Raw genomic sequence first — 15,687 nt, 5'->3', positions numbered from 1 at the left:
CGACATGGCTAGAATCGAAAAGATAGAACTGCGGATGGTGGACCTTGTGCCCAAGGTCAAGCGCACCGACGCTATCCAGAGCTTTGTCAGCCAGGAGACGCCGATCGTCACGATCACCGATTCCGACGGCGCGGTCGGCACCGGCTACAGCTACACGATAGGCACTGGCGGCTCGTCGGTCATGCGGCTTTTGTCAGACCATCTTGTGCCGCGCCTGATCGGTCGCGACCCCGACATGATCGAGGCGATCTGGCACGATCTCGAATTCGCCACGCATGCCACGACGATCGGCGCAATCACCGCCATCGCCATCGCCGCGATCGACACCGCACTGTGGGATCTCAGGGCCAAGAAACAGGGCCTGCCGCTGTGGAAACTGGCCGGTGGCGCCAAGGACCGTTGCCCGCTCTACACGACCGAGGGTGGCTGGCTGCACATCGAGACGCAAGCGCTGGTCGATGACGCGCTGGCCGCCAAGGCGAAAGGATTTCGCGGCTCGAAGGTGAAGATCGGCAGGCCGCACGGGTCGGAAGATCTCGCTCGCCTTTCGGCGGTGCGCAAGGCTGTCGGCGACGGCTACGAGATCATGACCGACGCCAATCAGGGTTTTTCGGTGGATGAAGCGATCCGGCGCGCGGCAAGACTGCGCGAGCTCGATCTGGCCTGGATCGAGGAGCCGCTGCCGGCCGACGATATTGATGGCCATGTGCGCCTGTCGAACTCGACGCCGACGCCGATCGCCATCGGCGAGTCGCTCTATTCCATCCGCCATTTCCGCGAATATATGCAGAAAGGCGCCTGCTCCATCGTGCAGGTCGATGTCGGCCGCATCGGCGGTATCACTCCGTGGCTCAAGATCGCGCATGCGGCGGAGGCCTTCGACATTCCGGTCTGCCCACACTTCCTGATGGAACTGCATGTCAGCCTGACCTGCGCTGTTCAGAACGGTCGATATGTCGAGTACATTCCGCAACTCGATGACTTGACCGGCAAGCACATGCGCATCGAGGATGGCCACGCACTGGCGCCCGACGAGCCCGGCATCGGCATCGACTGGGACTGGGACGCGGTCAAGGCCATGAGCATCGCCGAATTCACCACGGCGATCACGAAGTAAGGGGACGAACATGCAGCGGATGGGGATGATTCTGGGGCTGAAGCCGGAGAAGGTCGAGGAGTATGTCCGCCTCCATGCCGCCGTCTGGCCCGACGTGCTGACCATGATCTCGGCCTGCAACATCAAGAATTATTCGATCTATCTGAAGCGCCCGGAGAACCTGTTGTTTTCCACCTTCGAATACCACGGCACCGACTATGCGGCCGACATGGCCAAGATGGCCGCCGACCCCAGGACGCAGGAATGGTGGGCTGTGTGCATGCCATGCCAGGAACCGCTCACGACCCGCACGGAAGGCGAATGGTGGGCCGGCATGGACGAGGTCTTCCACCATGACTGAAGGCGGTTTCGACCCTGCCTCACTCACTCAGTCCTGGCCCAAACCCTCGAAGCCCCGGCCGATTGTCACCTTCGGTGCCGGATCGATCGTCGGCGACGCGCATTTTCCGGCCTACAAAAAGGCGGGCTTTCCGATTGCCGGCCTCTATGATCCGGATGAGGCCAAGGCGCAGACCCTGGCCGAGAAATGGGGTGTCACGGCATTCCGCTCGGTCGATGAAGCCGCTGATGTCAAGGATGCGATCTTCGATCTGGCGACGCCGCCGGGACGGCACGCCGAGATCCTGAAGGCTTTGCCCGACCGGGCGGTCGCACTGATCCAGAAGCCGATGGGCAACTATCTCGGCGAGGCAACCGAAATCCTCGAAATCTGCCGCGCCAAGGATCTCAAGGCAGCGGTGAATTTCCAGCTGCGCTTCGCGCCGATGATGCTGGCGCTCAAGGATGCCATCGCCAAGGGCTGGCTGGGCGAGGTCGTCGACTTCGATGCCTGGCTGGCGCTGGCGACGCCGTGGCAATTGTGGGAGTTCCTGCTCAAGGCGCCGCGTGTCGAGATCGCCATGCACTCGATTCATTATCTCGACCTCGTCAGGCAATTGCTTGGCGACCCCAAGGGGGTCCACGCCAAGACGCTCGGCCATCCCAACCACAAGGTGGCGCAGACCCGCACGAGCGCCATTCTCGACTATGGCGACACCGTGCGCTGCGCGCTGTCGATCAACCACGACCACAAATTCGGCCGCCGGCACCAGGCCTGCGAGTTTCGAATTTGCGGCACCGAAGGTGCGGCCTATCTCAAACTTGGCCTCAACCTCGACTATCCTCGGGGCGAGCCAGATATACTGGAAATCTATCCGAAAGGCGGGACGGACTGGGTTACCGTACCGCTCGCCGGCGAATGGTTCCCTGATGCCTTCGTCGGCCGTATGGCCAATGTCCAGCGCTTTGCCACGGGCGAAGACAACGAGTTGGTCAGTTCGGTTGAGGACGCCTGGAACACTATGGCGCTGGTGGAAGCCGCCTATAAATCGAGCGCGGCGCCGGCAACGCCGATCGCGGAAAGGCCCTGATGGAACAGATCCAGTATTTCGAGGACTACGAAATCGGCTCGTCGCGCCTCACCTCCGGCCGCACCATCACCGAGACAGACTTCGTCGTCCATGCGGGCCACACCGGCGATTTCTTCCCGCACCATATGGACGCCGAGTACATGAAGACGACGCCGTTCGGCCAGCGCATCGCGCATGGCACGCTGGTGTTCTCGGTCGGCATCGGGTTGACGGCAAGCATCGTCAATCCCGTCGCCTTCTCCTATGGCTATGACCGGCTGCGCTTCATCAAGCCGGTGTTCATCGGCGACACGATCCGCACGCGCACCACGATCACGGCCAAGGAGGACGATCCGAAGCGGCCGGGTTCGGGACGGGTGATCGAGCGTTGCGAGGTGATCAACCAGCGCGGCGAAGTGGTGCTGGCGGCCGACCACATCTATATCGTCGAACGCAAGCCGGCCTGACGAAGTCCGCGCTATGCGCCGGTGGCGCGCTTCGTAACGCGCTCCAAGCCGAGCAGCAGGACCAGCGTTGCCGCCACCAGGATCATGGTGAGCGCGGCACCGGCAAAGATGTCGCCACGGTCGGTGAGGCTGAAGATCGACACCGGCAGCGTCACCCAGCCCGGCGGGTAGACCATGACGGTGGCGCCAAGCTCACCCATCGACAGCGCGAAGCTCAAGCCAAAGGCGGCGACCAGATAGGGCGCCAGCAGCGGCAGCGTGACGTGCCAGAGCCGGTAGGCCGGCCGCGCGCCGAGGCTCGATGCCACCTGTTCGAAATCGGGCGACAGCCGCGCAAGGCCGGCCGAGACATTGCCGAAGGTGAAGGCCGAGATCAGCACGAAATGCGCGATCATGACGATCGCGATCGTGCCGTTGAGCAGCAGCGGCGGATGGCTGAAGGCGACCAGCAGGCCAAGGCCGACGGACACCGAAGGTACCGCGCTTGGGATGAAGAACAGCAAACCGAGCACCGTGCTCAGCGTTGCGCCTTGGACGCGGAGCGCAAGCGCGGCCCAGGTGCCGCTGACCAACGCCAGTGCGCTGGCCAGAAAGCCGGTGACCAGGCTGGCCTTCACCGCGTTCCACGCCTGGCCCTGGACGACATCGGTGTAATGCTCGGTGGTCAGGCCATTGGGCAGCACGCCGTTCCATTGATCGGCAAGGCTGGACAACAGGATGACAGCCAGCGGCGCCAGGAACAGTACGCCGAAGATCAGCGCGAAGAGCAGCCACAGCACGATGCGACCAGGGCGCGACCAGACCAGCATGGCTAGACTCCCAACCGGCCGGCGGCGAAGCGGTAGAGGCCGAACAGGCCGAGCGACAGCGCGATGTTGACCACGGCGATGATGCAGGCGACCTGATAGGCCGATTCCTGGATCGCCTTGCCATAGATCAGCAGCGGCAGCGTGATGACGCCCTTGGCGCCGATGAACAGCACGATGCCGAACTCATTGACGGTCAACAGCAGGCAGAGGCTGCCGCCGGCGATGAGTGCCGGTATTGCGGCCGGGAGGATGACCTGGCGCACGATGCGGAACGGCCGCGCGCCAAGCACGCTCGCGGCTTCGATCTGACCGCGATCGACCAGCGAGAAGGCGGCGAGCAGCGGCCGCAGGATGAAGGGCGTGTAGACGGTGACTTCGGCCAGCACCACGCCCCAGGTTGAATACAGGAAATCGACCGGCGGCAGCGGCAGCGAGAAGGTCTCCATCAGGCTGGCATTGAGCATGCCGGCGGAACCGTAGAGGAAGGTGAAGGCGAGCGTCACCAGGAAGGTCGGCAGCGCTATGAAGGTGTCGATCAGCCTGGCGATAAAGCCGCTACCGGGGAACGGCACGAAGGCGAGGATCAGCGCCAGCACGAGGCCGACGATCAGGCATCCCGCCGTCGCGGAAACCGAGATCGTCACCGTGTTGATCAGCGCGTTGAGGAAGAAGCGCGAATGCAGGACGCTGATGATCTCGGCGGGATTGGCGACACCGCTGTCGTCGAGGAAGGCCTCCCGGGCAATCAGCGCCAGAGGATAGAAGAATAGCAGCGCCAGCAGTGCCGCCGGCGGCACGATCCAGAATTTACCGGGTTCCCGCCTGATCGCCGGCGCGCCAATTGCGACAGCGTCAGACACCGGCGTCTTCCGGAAGCAGCGAGGTGTCGGCGGGTGCGAAGAACAGCGGCACCTTGGCGCCGGGTTCGGGCAGTTCGACCGGCAGTTTCGTCGCCGAGACGCGCACGGGCGTTCCATCGACATCGAGCACGAGGTGGGTGAGTTCGCCCTGCCAGTGCACTTCCCTGAGCGTGCCGACGATGCGGTTGGTATGCTCGCCGCCCGCTGTCAGGCTGAGATGCTGCGGCCGGATGCAGAGCAGGCTCTTGTCGCCGGCCTCCTCGTCACGGCCGGCGCCGGTCAGCACCACATCGCCATGCCTTGCCGTGGCAAAGCCCTTCGACCCGACCGCTTCGGCGACCGTCACCGGCAGCAGGTTGGCGCGGCCGAGGAACTCGGCGGTGAAGCGGTTCGGCGGGCGGCGATAGAGTTCCGTCGTCGGTCCATGCGAACAGACCCTGCCGTCGCGCATGATGGCGATCTTGTCGGCGAGCGTCAGCGCCTCGGTCTGGTCATGGGTGACATAGAGGATGGTCAGGCCCGGCAGGCTGCGGTGCAGGCGAGCAATCTCCTCGACCATGTTGCGGCGGATCTGCGCGTCGAGCGCCGACAGCGGCTCATCGAGCAGGAGCACGCGCGGCCGCACGGCAAGCGCGCGGGCAATCGCCACACGCTGCTGCTGGCCGCCGGAGAGTTCGCGTGGATAGCGCCGGGCAAACGTCGCCATGCCGACCGTGGCGAGCGCGTCTTTTACCCGTTCGCCAATCAGCGCCTTGTCGGCACCTTGCGCCCGCAGGCCGAAGGCAACGTTGTCCTCGACCCGCATATGCGGAAACAGCGCGTAGTTCTGGACCACCATGCCGAGACCGCGCTCGTAAGGCGGCAGATCGGTGACATCGGTAGCGCCGATGCGAATGCGGCCGCTCGCCGGCCGGACGAAGCCGGCGACCGCCCGCAAGGCAGTGGTCTTGCCCGATCCGGACGGGCCGATCATCGCCAGGATTTCGCCGGGTGCGATGTCCAGCGTCAACGGGTGCAGGACGACATGCGAGCCATAGGCGACGCTGACCTTGTCGAAGTGGACATTGGAACCGGCGCCGCGAATTTTCGCGGCGTCGATATCCATGACACTGGTACCAGTAAAGGCGACAGCCGACATGGCTTGATCCTCCGGATTTCTGTCCTCGGGTGTCAGCTTCCGGTCGCCTCGTTCCACTTCTTGACGTAGTCTGGCAGCTTGCTCAGCGCCTCGTCCCAGTTGGGTGACCAGATGGTGACACCCTTCATCGCCTCCTGCGCCTTGGCGAAGTTGGCGTCATCCGGCTTCACGTCCTTGCGGGCCGGAAGGCCAAGCGCAACAGAGCTTACGGTCGACTGGGCTTCCTTGGCGAGCAGAAAATCGATCAGCTTCTTGCCGTTGTCGGCATTGGGCGCGCCGGTGACCAGGCCGATTTCATAGGGCAGCGCGAAGGTAGAGCGCACGCCGTCAGGTCCCGCTGGCCAGAACACCTTGATATTTGGGTTGCCGGCCATCTGCGACATGTTCATCTGCAGATCGCCATTGGCGACATGCAGTTCGCCCTTGTTGACCAACGCGGTCAGCTTGCCTGTCGAGGCGGACGGGCCGACATTGTTGTCCTGCAGCTTCTTCATGAATGCGAAGCCGGCATCCTCGCCGCCGAAGGCATGGATGATCTGCAGCATGACGGCTGTGCCGTCGCCGGCCTGGCCGGGGGTCGAATACTGGATCTTGCCCTTGAACTTCGGATCGAGCAGATCGTTGTAGCTCTTCGGCGCTTCCGAAAGCACGGCGCTGTTGTAGATGAAGTTCATATAGTTGTTGACGACAGGCCGGTACTTGTCGGTGCCGCCATCGATCTGGTCGGCGCCTTCCGGCTTGTAGTCCTGCAGCAGGCCATCAGCGGCGGCGCGCTGGACGAAGGGCGGCAAGGTTACCAGCACGTCGGCCTGCGGGTTGGATTTCTCCTTGGCGACGCGTTCGACGACGCCGCCCGAGCCTGCCTCGATATACTGCACAGTGATACCGGTGGCCTTGGTGAAGGCAGCGAATTCGGTCTCGTACCAGCTGCCATTGCCGTCATGCAGGCCGTCGGCGGAATAGATGGTGACGACGCCGTCGGCGAGCGCCGGTGCGACGAGAGCCGACGACGCCAGCAGCGACGCGGTGAAGGCCATGGCTATGGTGAGATTTCGCGACTTCATGGATCAGTTCCCCTGTGATTGATGGCACATTCTGCGATGTACTAGGACCGACCGGCTTCGTATCTCTGGCGGACGTTGAGCCGATTGGATGTCGTCGTTGTGACAACTTTGGGGATTGGCGATCGATAAGTAAAATCTATTTATTTTATGACAGCAAAGATTCTGCTGATATTTGTCGTGGAACTGTCGCATCCCTGTCGTGGGCGCGACCGCAGCTGCGCTGACGGCGCCTATCAATTTGAAAAATAACGGCTATCAGCCGAATAAAACGCCTGATGCCTGCGCCCGCAAACGCGGATCATGCGAGCGGATGGTCACCGGCCGGCCGTCAAGGATCTCGAAGCAGCGCGCCAGCGTGTCATCCTCGAGCCGGCGCATCGCCTCGTGTGTGAAGAAGGTGAGATGCGGAAACAGGATCACATTGTCGCGATCGAACAGCGCACTCATCGGGTGGCCTGATCTGGCCAGAGGTTCGACCGAATAGACATCGAGCCCGGCGCCGCCAATGCGCCCGGCAACGATCGCCTCGACAAGTGCTACCTCGTCGATGAGCGCGCCGCGCGAGACATTGATGATGATGGCGGAGGGCTTCAGGCAGGCGAGTTCCGCCTTGCCGATCAGGCCGCGTGTCTTGTCGTTGAGCACGCAGTGGAGGGAAACAAAGTCGCAGGCGCGCAGCATCGCCTGGAGGTCATCGAGCTTCTCGATGCCGGCGACCTTCATGGTAGCCGCATCGACACCAGGATCGAAGCCAAGCACGCGGGCACGAAACCCCTGGCCTGCCATGCGCGCCATGCTGCGGCCGATCTTGCCGCAGCCGACGAGGCCGAGCGTGGCGCCGGAAATATCGCGTCCCAGCCAGCGCTGCCCGGGCCAGACCCAGCCATCGCGAGACACCGCCGCGGTAATTGCCGGCAGCCGCTTGGCCAGCGCGATCATCAGGGCGAACGCACCCTCGGCGACGGTTTCCTCGGCATATTCAGGCACGTTGACAACGGGAATGCCGCGCCGCATCGCGGCAGGGATGTCGATGGCATCGATGCCGACGCCGTATTTAACAATGCCCTTCAGCTTAGGAGCGGCATCGATCACGCGCGCGGTAATCGGCGCGTAGCACATCAGCAGAAGATCGGCGTCGGCGACCGCGTTGATCAGATCGTCTTCGGGAATGCCGTCAGGCAGCGTCACGAGTTCGACGCCCTTTGCACGCAAACCGGCGTCAATGCCGGGGCATTCGAGTTCCCTATCGGTGCGCACAGCCTTCATGGTCAGGCCGCCAGCACTGCGGACTCAACGATGTCGAGCGCGCGGTCGAGATCACTTTTCGAAATGACCAGCGGCGGCGACAGTGTCAGCACATTGCCCTGGCTGACCTTGAAGCTCAGCCCTTGTTCAAGGCACGCGTAGAAGACGCGCTCGGCGAGCTCTCGCGCTGGCTGGCGCGTGGCGCGATCCTCAACGAGTTCGACGCCCACCATCAACCCCCTGCCCCTGACGTCGCCGACATGGGCGGAGCGCGCCATCAGGTCCTGCATGCGCCCGAGCATATGCCGACCGAGTCCGGCCGCCCGCTCGACCAGACCTTCCTCCATGATGATGTCGATGGTGGTCAGGGCGGCGCGCGTCGTCACCGGGTTCTTCTCATGGGTGTAGTGGCCGATGGCAAAGCCGCCGGTGACGTCGAGGTCGCGGCGGGCAATGACGGCGGCGATGGGCAGGATGCCGCCGCCGAGCGACTTGCCGAGAACGACGATGTCGGGCGTCACACCATCATGTTCGTGGGCGAAGAATTTGCCCGTCTTGCCGAGGCCGGTCGGGATCTCGTCGAAGATCAGCAGCGTGCCGTGCCGATCGCAGGCCTCGCGCACGCGCTTCCAGAAGCCAGGCGGCGGCGGGTTGGGCGTCGCCCGCATCGGCTCGGCGACGACCGCCGCCACGTCCTGTTCGCGGCCGAGCACATAGGCGATCATGTTGGCGCAAGCGAGCCCGGATGCCTCCAGGGAATCGTGGCCATAGGGGCATCGATAGCCGTCCCAGGGCGCGACGTGCTCGGTGCCGGTCATCATCGGGCCTGCGATGTGCGAGCGGAAGGTCGCTTCGCCGCCGACGCTTGCCGCACCGAAACCGGCGCCGTGAAACGCATCCCAGAACGACACTGTCTTGAAGCGTCCGGTGGCGGCGCGCGCGATCTTCAGCGCCACCTCGATGGCGTCCGAACCGCCGGTGGTGAACAGCACCTTGCCTAGATCGCCGGGCGCCAGTGCCGCCAGCTTCTCCGCCAGTTCGACAGCGGGCTCGCAGGTGAAGCGGCGGGGCGCGAAGCAGAGGTCGTCGAGCTGCTTCTTGATCGCAGCCACCAGCCTCGGATGGCCGTAGCCGAGGTGGTGCACGCTGTTGCCATGGAAATCCATGAAGCGGCGCCCGGCCGTATCTTCGATCCAGATGCCTTCAGCTTTTGCGATCGTCGAAAGGCAAGGGCTGGAAAGGCTCTGGTGCATGAAGGCGGCGGCGTCGCGGTCGAGCAGGCCGCGGATGCGCGGATCACTCTGCCCTGCATCCCAGCGGCCGCGCGCCTCCGTGGTGTTGGAATCGCCCTCTGTGTGTACAAGTTCTTTGGTCGCGGCCATTACGGTCTCCGAAACGCGAGGGAGGGAGCGTCGAAACGCCCCCTCGGTTGGTCCTGCCGACGATACAATCCGTTCAGGACCAGGGCAGCGAGAATGTCTTCACATTGGTATAGCTCTTCATCGCCTCGATGACGCCTTCCTTGTAGCCATTGCCGCTGTCCTTGATGCCACCGAAGGGCGACATCTCGATGCGGTAGCCGGGCACTTCCCAGATGTTGACCGTGCCGACCTGAAGCCCGGCAATGTATTTCTGCATGCGCGGAAACGAGTTGGTGCAGACGCCCGACGACAGGCCAAAGGCGGTCGAGTTGGACAGCGCGATCAACGCCTCGTCATCATCCGGCGCACGCACGATCGGGATGATCGGCCCGAAGGTTTCTTCCATCACCAGTTCGGACGTGTGCGGCACGCGGTCAACGACGATCGGCGGCAGCAGCGCACCTTGGCGGCCGGGATTGTAGAGGATGTCGGCGCCTTGCTCGGCGGCCATGTGTACGCGGGCTTCGAAGAGTGCTGCCGCCTTCTCGTGCACGACGGTGCCGAGGTCGGTCGAGCGGTCCATCGGGTCGCCGAAGCGGATCTTTTTCGCCCGTTCCAGCACCAGCGGCACGAAGCGATCGGCGACGCTTTCCTGGACGAGGATGCGCTTGACCGCGGTGCAGCGTTGGCCGGAGTTTTTCGTCGCTCCGGCCACTGCCAGGTCCGCCGCCTTTGCCAGATCCTCGTCCGACAAATCATTGAGGATGATCAACGGATCGTTGCCGCCGAGTTCCAGCACCTGGCGCTTGTAGCCGGCGGTGCGGGCGATCATCTTGCCGACCGGCACGCCGCCGGTGAAGGTGATCAGGTCGATGTTCTCGTTGGTGATCATCTCGTTGCCGATGTCGGCCGGCCAGCCGGTCACCACCGACAGCATTTCCGGCGGCAGGCCGGCTTCGTAGAGAATGTCGGCCAGGAGCAGAGCGGTCATCGGCGTCAGTTCGGTCGGCTTGACCACCACGCAATTGTTGGTGGCGATAGCCGGCGCCACCTTGTGCGAGACCATGTTGAGCGGATGATTGAAGGGCGTGATCGCCGAGATCGCCTTCAGCGGCTCGCGGGTGGTGAAGATCTTGCGCGCCTTGCCATGCGGGGTGAGATCGCAGGAGAATATCTGGCCGTCATCCTGGATGCACATCTGCGCCGACAGCGTGAACACGTCATAGGCGCGGCCGACCTCATAGAGCGAGTCCGTCTTGGAGATGCCGAGTTCCAACGTGATGAGATCGGAGATTTCTTCGCGGCGCGACGCCAGCGCTTCGGCGGTGCGAAAGAGTATCTGCTGGCGGTCATAGCGCGTCAGTTTCGACTTGTAGCCGGCGGCGATCTCGAACGCCTGGCGGGCATGCTCGGCGCGGCCGGCCGGCACGGTGCCGATCACGGTGTCGTTCCAGGGATAGCGCACCTCGACGATGCCATCGGCATCGACCTTCTTGCCGGCGATGCGCATCGGCTCGTGACGAACTTTGATGGCAGGGTCAAGCTTGGTCATATCAGTCTTCCCGGTGCTCGGTGAGCAACATTGATCTTTTGTCAGCCAGGCCATCGCGTCTCGGCAATGTCTTCCCCCACTCCGTCGCCGCTTCGCGGCGCCACCTCTCCCCCCTCCGGAGGGAGAGGAAGGGAGCCAAGGCCGGCGAGCTCAGCGCCTTTCCTCTCCCCCGTCGATCGGGGGAGAGGTGCCGAGCGAAGCTCGGCGGAGTGGGGGTCGACAATCACGCTCGACATCAAGCCAATGCCGCCGCCATCGTCGCGTAATAGAAGGCGTCGAAATTGCGCAGTGTCGGTTTGTTTGGCAATTCCGGCAGCACGCGGTTGACGATGAATGGCACCTCCTGCTCGGTCAGGCCACCATGCGAGCGCAACGGCTCGTTAAGCGCCGCCAGATCGTGGCGATGTTCCGAGGTGCCGATCGTCTTGTTCTCGGTAGAGATCAAGACGATGTCGCCGATGCGGTCTGCCGGCAGTTCGAAGCGCTCGCAGGCTGTCGGGCTGTCGACGACCAGCATGATGCCGTCGATCTCCGCCAGCCGCGCCATGATACCGGCCTGGTCGGCGCCATCAGGAAGATAGGCCGTAGCAAAAGAGCCGAGTGCGCCGTGATGCACGACATAGGGGTCGGTGATCGGCAGGATGACGCGGGCAGCGTCCTTGCCCAGCCACTCGTCGAGCAGGTCCTGGACATAGACGACGTCAGGCGAACCGTCTGCCTTATGCTTGGGCTTCATGCCATGGTCGGCGGTGACGACGATCGCGGCGCCCAGCGCGTCAAGCTCGGTCAGGTACTTGTCGAACATTTCGTAGAAGGCGTTGGCCTGGGGAACGCCGGGCGCGTATTTGTGCTGCACATAATCGGTGGTCGTCAGGTACATGATGTCGGGGCGAAATTCCCTGAGCAGCTGAACACCGGCGGCGAAGACGAATTCCGACAGCTCGGCCGAATAGACCTCCGGAACGGCCAGGCCAAAATGCTTCGAGGCATTGTCGATGCCGTGTTCTGCGACAGTAGTGGTGTCCGACTTTTCGGCCGAGAAGCACAGCGCGCGGCCATCGTCAAAGGCGAGACCCTTGCCGAGCAGCGCGCGCAGCTTGTCCTTGGCGGTCACCACGGCAACCTTGGCGCCGGCATTGTAGAAGGCTTGAAAAATGGTCGGCGCGCGCAGGAAGCGCGGGTCGTTCATCATCACTTCCTTGCCGGTCTCGCGCTCGTAGAGATAGTTGCCGCAGATGCCATGCACTGACGGCGGCCGGCCGGTGGCGATCGACAGATTGTTGGGGTTGGTGAAGCTCGGAATGACCGAGTGGGCAAAACGCACCGTGCCCTTCTCCTTGATCCTGACCAGGGCCGGCATCAGCCCGGCCTTGATTGCCTCGTCGAGATAGGCCGGCTCGCAGCCGTCGAGGCAGATGGCGATCGCCGGCACGCGCGGCCAGGCGTAGGTGCGGCCGTTGACCGCGACGTTGATGTGAGACATCTGGTTCATCGAAAAATCCTCGAGATCGGCCGCTTCAGGCGGCGAGTTTGGCGCGTTCGGCGAGTGCCGCGGCGGGTGGGGCGGCGGTGTCGACGCCCATCTCATGAAGCGAGAAAGCCGCCGCCTCGACGACGCGGCGCATGACATGTTCGTCCATCTGGCCGATGCAGCCGACGCGGAAACTATCAACGGCGGTCAGCTTGCCCGGATAGATGATGAAGCCCTTGTCCTTCATCAGCTCGTAGAAGCGTTCGAAGGCGAAATTGGCATGGGCCGGGTTGAAGAAGGTGACGATGATCGGCGACAGCCAGCGGTCCTTCAGCAAGGTTTCGAAGCCGAGGTCGCGCATGCCGGCCACCATCACGTCGCGGTTCCTGGTGTAGCGGGCGCCGCGGCCGGCGACGCCGCCTTCGGCCTCGTGCTGGCGCAATGCTTCGAGGAAGGCGGCGACGACGTGGGTCGGCGGAGTGTAGCGCCACTGACCGGTCTTGTTCATGTGCGCCCATTGTGCGTGGACATCGAGCGACAGCGAATGGCTGCGGCCCTTGGCGGCTTCGAGTTCGCTCTTGCGGGCGATGATGAAGCCGAAGCCAGGCACGCCCTCGATGCATTTGTTGGCGGAAGAAACCATCGCCTCGTAACGGATCTCGTTGACGTCGAGCGCGACGGCGCCAAAGGCGCTCATCGAATCGACCAGCAGCTTGCGGCCCTTGGTATGGACGGCCTCGGCAATCTCGCCGACGGGGTTGAGGATGCCGGAACTGGTCTCGCAATGGATGGCGATGACATGGGTGATGGCCGGGTCGGCATCGAGCGCGGCCGCCACTTCGTCGCCACGCGGCGGCAGATAGTCGCCCTTGTCGATCAGCGTGTAGGCGCGGCCGAGATACTGCATGGTCTGCGCCGCGCGCAGACCATAGGCGCCGTTGGCCAGCACCAGAACCTTGCCGTCCTTCGGGACGAACGAGCCGAGCATCGCTTCGACACAGAAGGAACCGCTGCCTTGCATCGGCACGCAGTCGAATTCATCTTTCGTGTCGCCCGTCAGCGCCAGCAGGCGGCGGCGCATATCTGACGTCATGCCGCGAAAATCGCCGTCCCATGATCCCCAGTCACGTAGCATCGCCTGCTTGACCGAATAGGCCGTGGTCAGTGGTCCCGGGGTCAGCAGATAGGGCTCGCCCAGCGCCGGCTTGTCCAATGGCTTTGCTGCGGCAAATTTCGTCTCGGCGAGCATGGTGTCCTCCGACAGATCGCTGCTTTTTCGATGTGGGCTTACTCTCGGCCCGAACGACATATTTGTAAAATCGTTATTTCATATCGAAGTATCGATTTAGGCGATGAACAAGTTTGCCGGCTTCAGGAAGAAATTCCGCTTTGTCATGCCACTGCGGAAGCCATCTCGCCTGTCGCCTCGCTGCCCCTCGCCAACCGGCTTTCGAGCAGATCGCCGCTTTGCGTCAGCAGCGGATAGGCGACCGAGGCCATCAGCGAGTTGATTTCCTTCAACGCCCTCACCGCCTCCAGATGGATGTCGCTGGTGTCGATGCTTTGCGGCATTCCCGATTGCAGGCGCTTGAGATGACGGTCATGGCTCATGCGTTCCAGCTTGCGCATCCGCTCCTTCTCGACGACGAGTTGGCGCGCGGAGTCGAGATCGCTCGACACCAGCACGTTGAGCGCAAGCTGCATGTTGGCCATGACACGGTTATGAAGCCCGGCCAGTTCACTCCAGCCATCGCTAGAAAAGCGCAGGTTCTTGTCGCGCAATTCCCTGGCGAGCACGAGCAGGTTCTTGGCGACGATGTCGCCGGCGCGTTCGAGATTGATGGCGAAGTCGGTGAGCTCGATGCCGCGCTGGGCCTCGGCCGCTGTCATGCTGCCGCGATTGACCTCGGCAATGTAGAGCTTGATTTCGGTATGGGCGCGGTTGACCTCGTCATCGAGCTTCTGTGCCTGGCGGATCTGCTCGGCGGTGCCGGCATCGAAGAAATCCATCACCGGACGCAGCATCACCTCGACGACCTCGCCCATGCGCAGCAACTCGCGCGTCGCGCTGGCAAAAGCAAGGCCCGGCGTGCGCATGACGCCGCGGTCGAGCGCGCTGGCTCGACGCGACATGAGGTCCGCATCCTCGCCCGCCTTTGCCGGGGGCTTGTCGGGGATCAGCAAGCTGACCAGCCGCTCCATCAATCCCGCGAAGGGCAAGCAGCAGACGACGAGCGCCAGATTGAAAGCGAGATGCAGATTGACCAGTTGGCGGCCTTCGGTCGCGCCGAACATATCCGTCGGAAACGCCACGGCCTGAAGCGCGAACAAGGCGGCGAGTGCCGCCGTGCCACGGAAGATCAGGTTGCCGAGCGGAACACGGCGCGCCTCGACAGCCTCGCCGCGCGTCAGCCACACGGCAATCAGTGCGCCGCCGCAATTGGCGCCGAGGATGAAGAACAGACCGACCTCGACCGGCAGGACGCCCTGTGCTGCGAGCGTGACGAACAAAAGGATAGCCGCCACGCTGGAATGGATCAGCCATGTGAACAGCGCAGCGGCGGCAAAGGCCGTGAAATAATCGGAGCGCAAATAGGAAATCACCAGGGGCAGCAATATGCTCTGCCGCATTGGCGCGGTCGCCTCGCCGATCATGTGCAGCGACAGCAGAACGAAGGCGATGCCCATCAGGATGCGTCCGACTTGCTTGACGCCGCGCGCCTCGAACTTCAGGAACATTGCGCCGCCGACCAGGATCAGCGCCGGCACCAGCCAGCTGAGGTCGAACGACAGTACCTGCACCACCAGCGCCGACCCAAGGTCTGCGCCCAAAAGGATCGCCAGTCCGGCGGATACCGACACCATGCCGCTGGCGGCAAAGCCGGCCGCGAGCACGGCCACGGCGGTGGAGCTCTGCAGAAGCACCGCAAGCAGCGTGCCGACGCCCGCCGACCTGATCCGGGCGCCCCGGGCTTGTCTCAGCGCATCGCGCAGTGTGGGGCCGCAGGCGCGCTCGACGCCGGTGCGTACCATGCGCACGGCCCAAAGCAGCAGCATGACGGCGCCCGCCAGATGCAGCAGGATGATGGAAAATTGCATGGCCGCGCCTCCAAAGGCCGGCAGGGACGTCGACCCATCGTAAGGCTGATGATCGACGCGACATAAGTCAAATCGTTCGTTTCTATCTTTTAGTTAGTACACCTTATGATAGACTG

14 protein-coding genes are annotated in these 15,687 nt (G+C 63.4%); 4 read left to right on the top strand and 10 right to left on the bottom strand.

Translation table 11 applies throughout. The annotated features are described in order from the left end of the window. Nucleotides 1-4: 4 nt before the first annotated feature. The 4 genes from A3A9_RS0116010 to A3A9_RS0115995 are packed head-to-tail and all read left to right on the top strand — an operon-like array spanning nucleotide 5 to nucleotide 2,972. On the top strand, nucleotides 5-1,117 hold the full coding sequence (locus A3A9_RS0116010; RefSeq protein ID WP_027059685.1) for a mandelate racemase/muconate lactonizing enzyme family protein: 1,113 nt from the start codon (nucleotides 5-7) through the stop codon (nucleotides 1,115-1,117). A gap of 10 nt (nucleotides 1,118-1,127) precedes the next feature. Continuing rightward, on the top strand, nucleotides 1,128-1,457 hold the full coding sequence (locus tag A3A9_RS0116005; RefSeq protein ID WP_027059684.1) for an L-rhamnose mutarotase: 330 nt from the start codon (nucleotides 1,128-1,130) through the stop codon (nucleotides 1,455-1,457). After that, entirely contained in the window at nucleotides 1,450-2,526 is a 1,077-nt protein-coding gene (locus A3A9_RS0116000) for a Gfo/Idh/MocA family protein (RefSeq protein ID WP_027059683.1), read from the top strand. The genes A3A9_RS0116005 and A3A9_RS0116000 overlap by 8 nt, the downstream gene beginning before the upstream one ends. After that, nucleotides 2,523-2,972 (top strand): MaoC/PaaZ C-terminal domain-containing protein, encoded by a 450-nt coding sequence (locus tag A3A9_RS0115995; protein ID WP_027059682.1) that lies wholly within the window; start codon nucleotides 2,523-2,525, stop codon nucleotides 2,970-2,972. Before A3A9_RS0116000 ends, A3A9_RS0115995 begins: the two co-directional genes overlap by 4 nt. Nucleotides 2,973-2,983: 11 nt before the next feature. Here the strand turns inward: A3A9_RS0115995 and A3A9_RS0115990 are convergent, their stop codons facing one another. From A3A9_RS0115990 to A3A9_RS38905, 10 genes are all read right to left on the bottom strand, one after another. Continuing rightward, nucleotides 2,984-3,781: an ABC transporter permease subunit gene (locus A3A9_RS0115990; protein ID WP_027059681.1), complete on the bottom strand. Its 798-nt coding sequence runs from the start codon at nucleotides 3,779-3,781 to the stop codon at nucleotides 2,984-2,986. A 2-nt stretch (nucleotides 3,782-3,783) separates the two neighbouring features. Further along, the gene (locus A3A9_RS0115985; protein WP_027059680.1) at nucleotides 3,784-4,641 is read right to left on the bottom strand and encodes a 2-aminoethylphosphonate ABC transporter permease subunit; all 858 of its coding nucleotides are present in this window, start codon (nucleotides 4,639-4,641) and stop codon (nucleotides 3,784-3,786) included. Then, a complete protein-coding gene (locus tag A3A9_RS0115980) occupies nucleotides 4,634-5,779 on the bottom strand; it encodes an ABC transporter ATP-binding protein (protein WP_082222106.1) in 1,146 nt (381 codons plus the stop codon). Before A3A9_RS0115980 ends, A3A9_RS0115985 begins: the two co-directional genes overlap by 8 nt. Nucleotides 5,780-5,811: 32 nt before the next feature. Then, nucleotides 5,812-6,843, bottom strand: coding sequence for a 2-aminoethylphosphonate ABC transporter substrate-binding protein (locus tag A3A9_RS0115975; protein ID WP_082222105.1), 1,032 nt, complete (start codon nucleotides 6,841-6,843; stop codon nucleotides 5,812-5,814). Nucleotides 6,844-7,098: 255 nt separating this feature from the next. After that, complete coding sequence (locus A3A9_RS0115965; protein ID WP_027059677.1) at nucleotides 7,099-8,109, bottom strand: 2-hydroxyacid dehydrogenase; 1,011 nt, start codon at nucleotides 8,107-8,109, stop codon at nucleotides 7,099-7,101. Between the two features lie 2 nt (nucleotides 8,110-8,111). After that, a complete protein-coding gene (pbfA, locus tag A3A9_RS0115960) occupies nucleotides 8,112-9,470 on the bottom strand; it encodes a (R)-1-hydroxy-2-aminoethylphosphonate ammonia-lyase (protein ID WP_027059676.1) in 1,359 nt (452 codons plus the stop codon). A gap of 73 nt (nucleotides 9,471-9,543) precedes the next feature. Beyond that, nucleotides 9,544-11,001, bottom strand: a complete 1,458-nt coding sequence (phnY, locus tag A3A9_RS0115955; protein WP_027059675.1) for a phosphonoacetaldehyde dehydrogenase — start codon at nucleotides 10,999-11,001, stop codon at nucleotides 9,544-9,546. 235 nt (nucleotides 11,002-11,236) lie between these two features. After that, nucleotides 11,237-12,493, bottom strand: a complete 1,257-nt coding sequence (gene phnA, locus A3A9_RS0115950; protein ID WP_027059674.1) for a phosphonoacetate hydrolase — start codon at nucleotides 12,491-12,493, stop codon at nucleotides 11,237-11,239. Nucleotides 12,494-12,518: 25 nt separating this feature from the next. Beyond that, nucleotides 12,519-13,721, bottom strand: coding sequence for a 2-aminoethylphosphonate--pyruvate transaminase (locus A3A9_RS0115945; protein ID WP_027059673.1), 1,203 nt, complete (start codon nucleotides 13,719-13,721; stop codon nucleotides 12,519-12,521). A 143-nt stretch (nucleotides 13,722-13,864) separates the two neighbouring features. Then, nucleotides 13,865-15,571 (bottom strand): Na/Pi cotransporter family protein, encoded by a 1,707-nt coding sequence (locus A3A9_RS38905; protein ID WP_033838584.1) that lies wholly within the window; start codon nucleotides 15,569-15,571, stop codon nucleotides 13,865-13,867. Nucleotides 15,572-15,687: the final 116 nt, after the last annotated feature.

This window comes from Mesorhizobium loti CJ3sym (assembly GCF_000472785.1).
In the GTDB taxonomy this organism is placed as follows: Bacteria; Pseudomonadota; Alphaproteobacteria; order Rhizobiales; family Rhizobiaceae; genus Mesorhizobium; species Mesorhizobium loti_E.
The sequence above is the reverse complement of the archived record's forward strand: the minus strand, read 5'-3'. Positions and strand labels throughout refer to the sequence as shown.

Bases quoted from the DNA above. Each gene is read 5' to 3' on its own strand.
- A3A9_RS0116010 (WP_027059685.1), top strand. From the start codon at position 5: ATGGCTAGAATCGAAAAGATAGAACTGCGGATGGTGGACCTTGTGCCC.
- A3A9_RS0116005 (WP_027059684.1), top strand. From the start codon at position 1,128: ATGCAGCGGATGGGGATGATTCTGGGGCTGAAGCCGGAGAAGGTCGAG.
- A3A9_RS0116000 (WP_027059683.1), top strand. From the start codon at position 1,450: ATGACTGAAGGCGGTTTCGACCCTGCCTCACTCACTCAGTCCTGGCCC.
- A3A9_RS0115990 (WP_027059681.1), bottom strand. From the start codon at position 3,781: ATGCTGGTCTGGTCGCGCCCTGGTCGCATCGTGCTGTGGCTGCTCTTC.
- A3A9_RS0115980 (WP_082222106.1), bottom strand. From the start codon at position 5,779: ATGTCGGCTGTCGCCTTTACTGGTACCAGTGTCATGGATATCGACGCC.
- A3A9_RS0115975 (WP_082222105.1), bottom strand. From the start codon at position 6,843: ATGAAGTCGCGAAATCTCACCATAGCCATGGCCTTCACCGCGTCGCTG.
- A3A9_RS0115965 (WP_027059677.1), bottom strand. From the start codon at position 8,109: ATGAAGGCTGTGCGCACCGATAGGGAACTCGAATGCCCCGGCATTGAC.
- pbfA (WP_027059676.1), bottom strand. From the start codon at position 9,470: ATGGCCGCGACCAAAGAACTTGTACACACAGAGGGCGATTCCAACACC.
- phnY (WP_027059675.1), bottom strand. From the start codon at position 11,001: ATGACCAAGCTTGACCCTGCCATCAAAGTTCGTCACGAGCCGATGCGC.
- phnA (WP_027059674.1), bottom strand. From the start codon at position 12,493: ATGAACCAGATGTCTCACATCAACGTCGCGGTCAACGGCCGCACCTAC.
- A3A9_RS0115945 (WP_027059673.1), bottom strand. From the start codon at position 13,721: ATGCTCGCCGAGACGAAATTTGCCGCAGCAAAGCCATTGGACAAGCCG.
- A3A9_RS38905 (WP_033838584.1), bottom strand. From the start codon at position 15,571: ATGCAATTTTCCATCATCCTGCTGCATCTGGCGGGCGCCGTCATGCTG.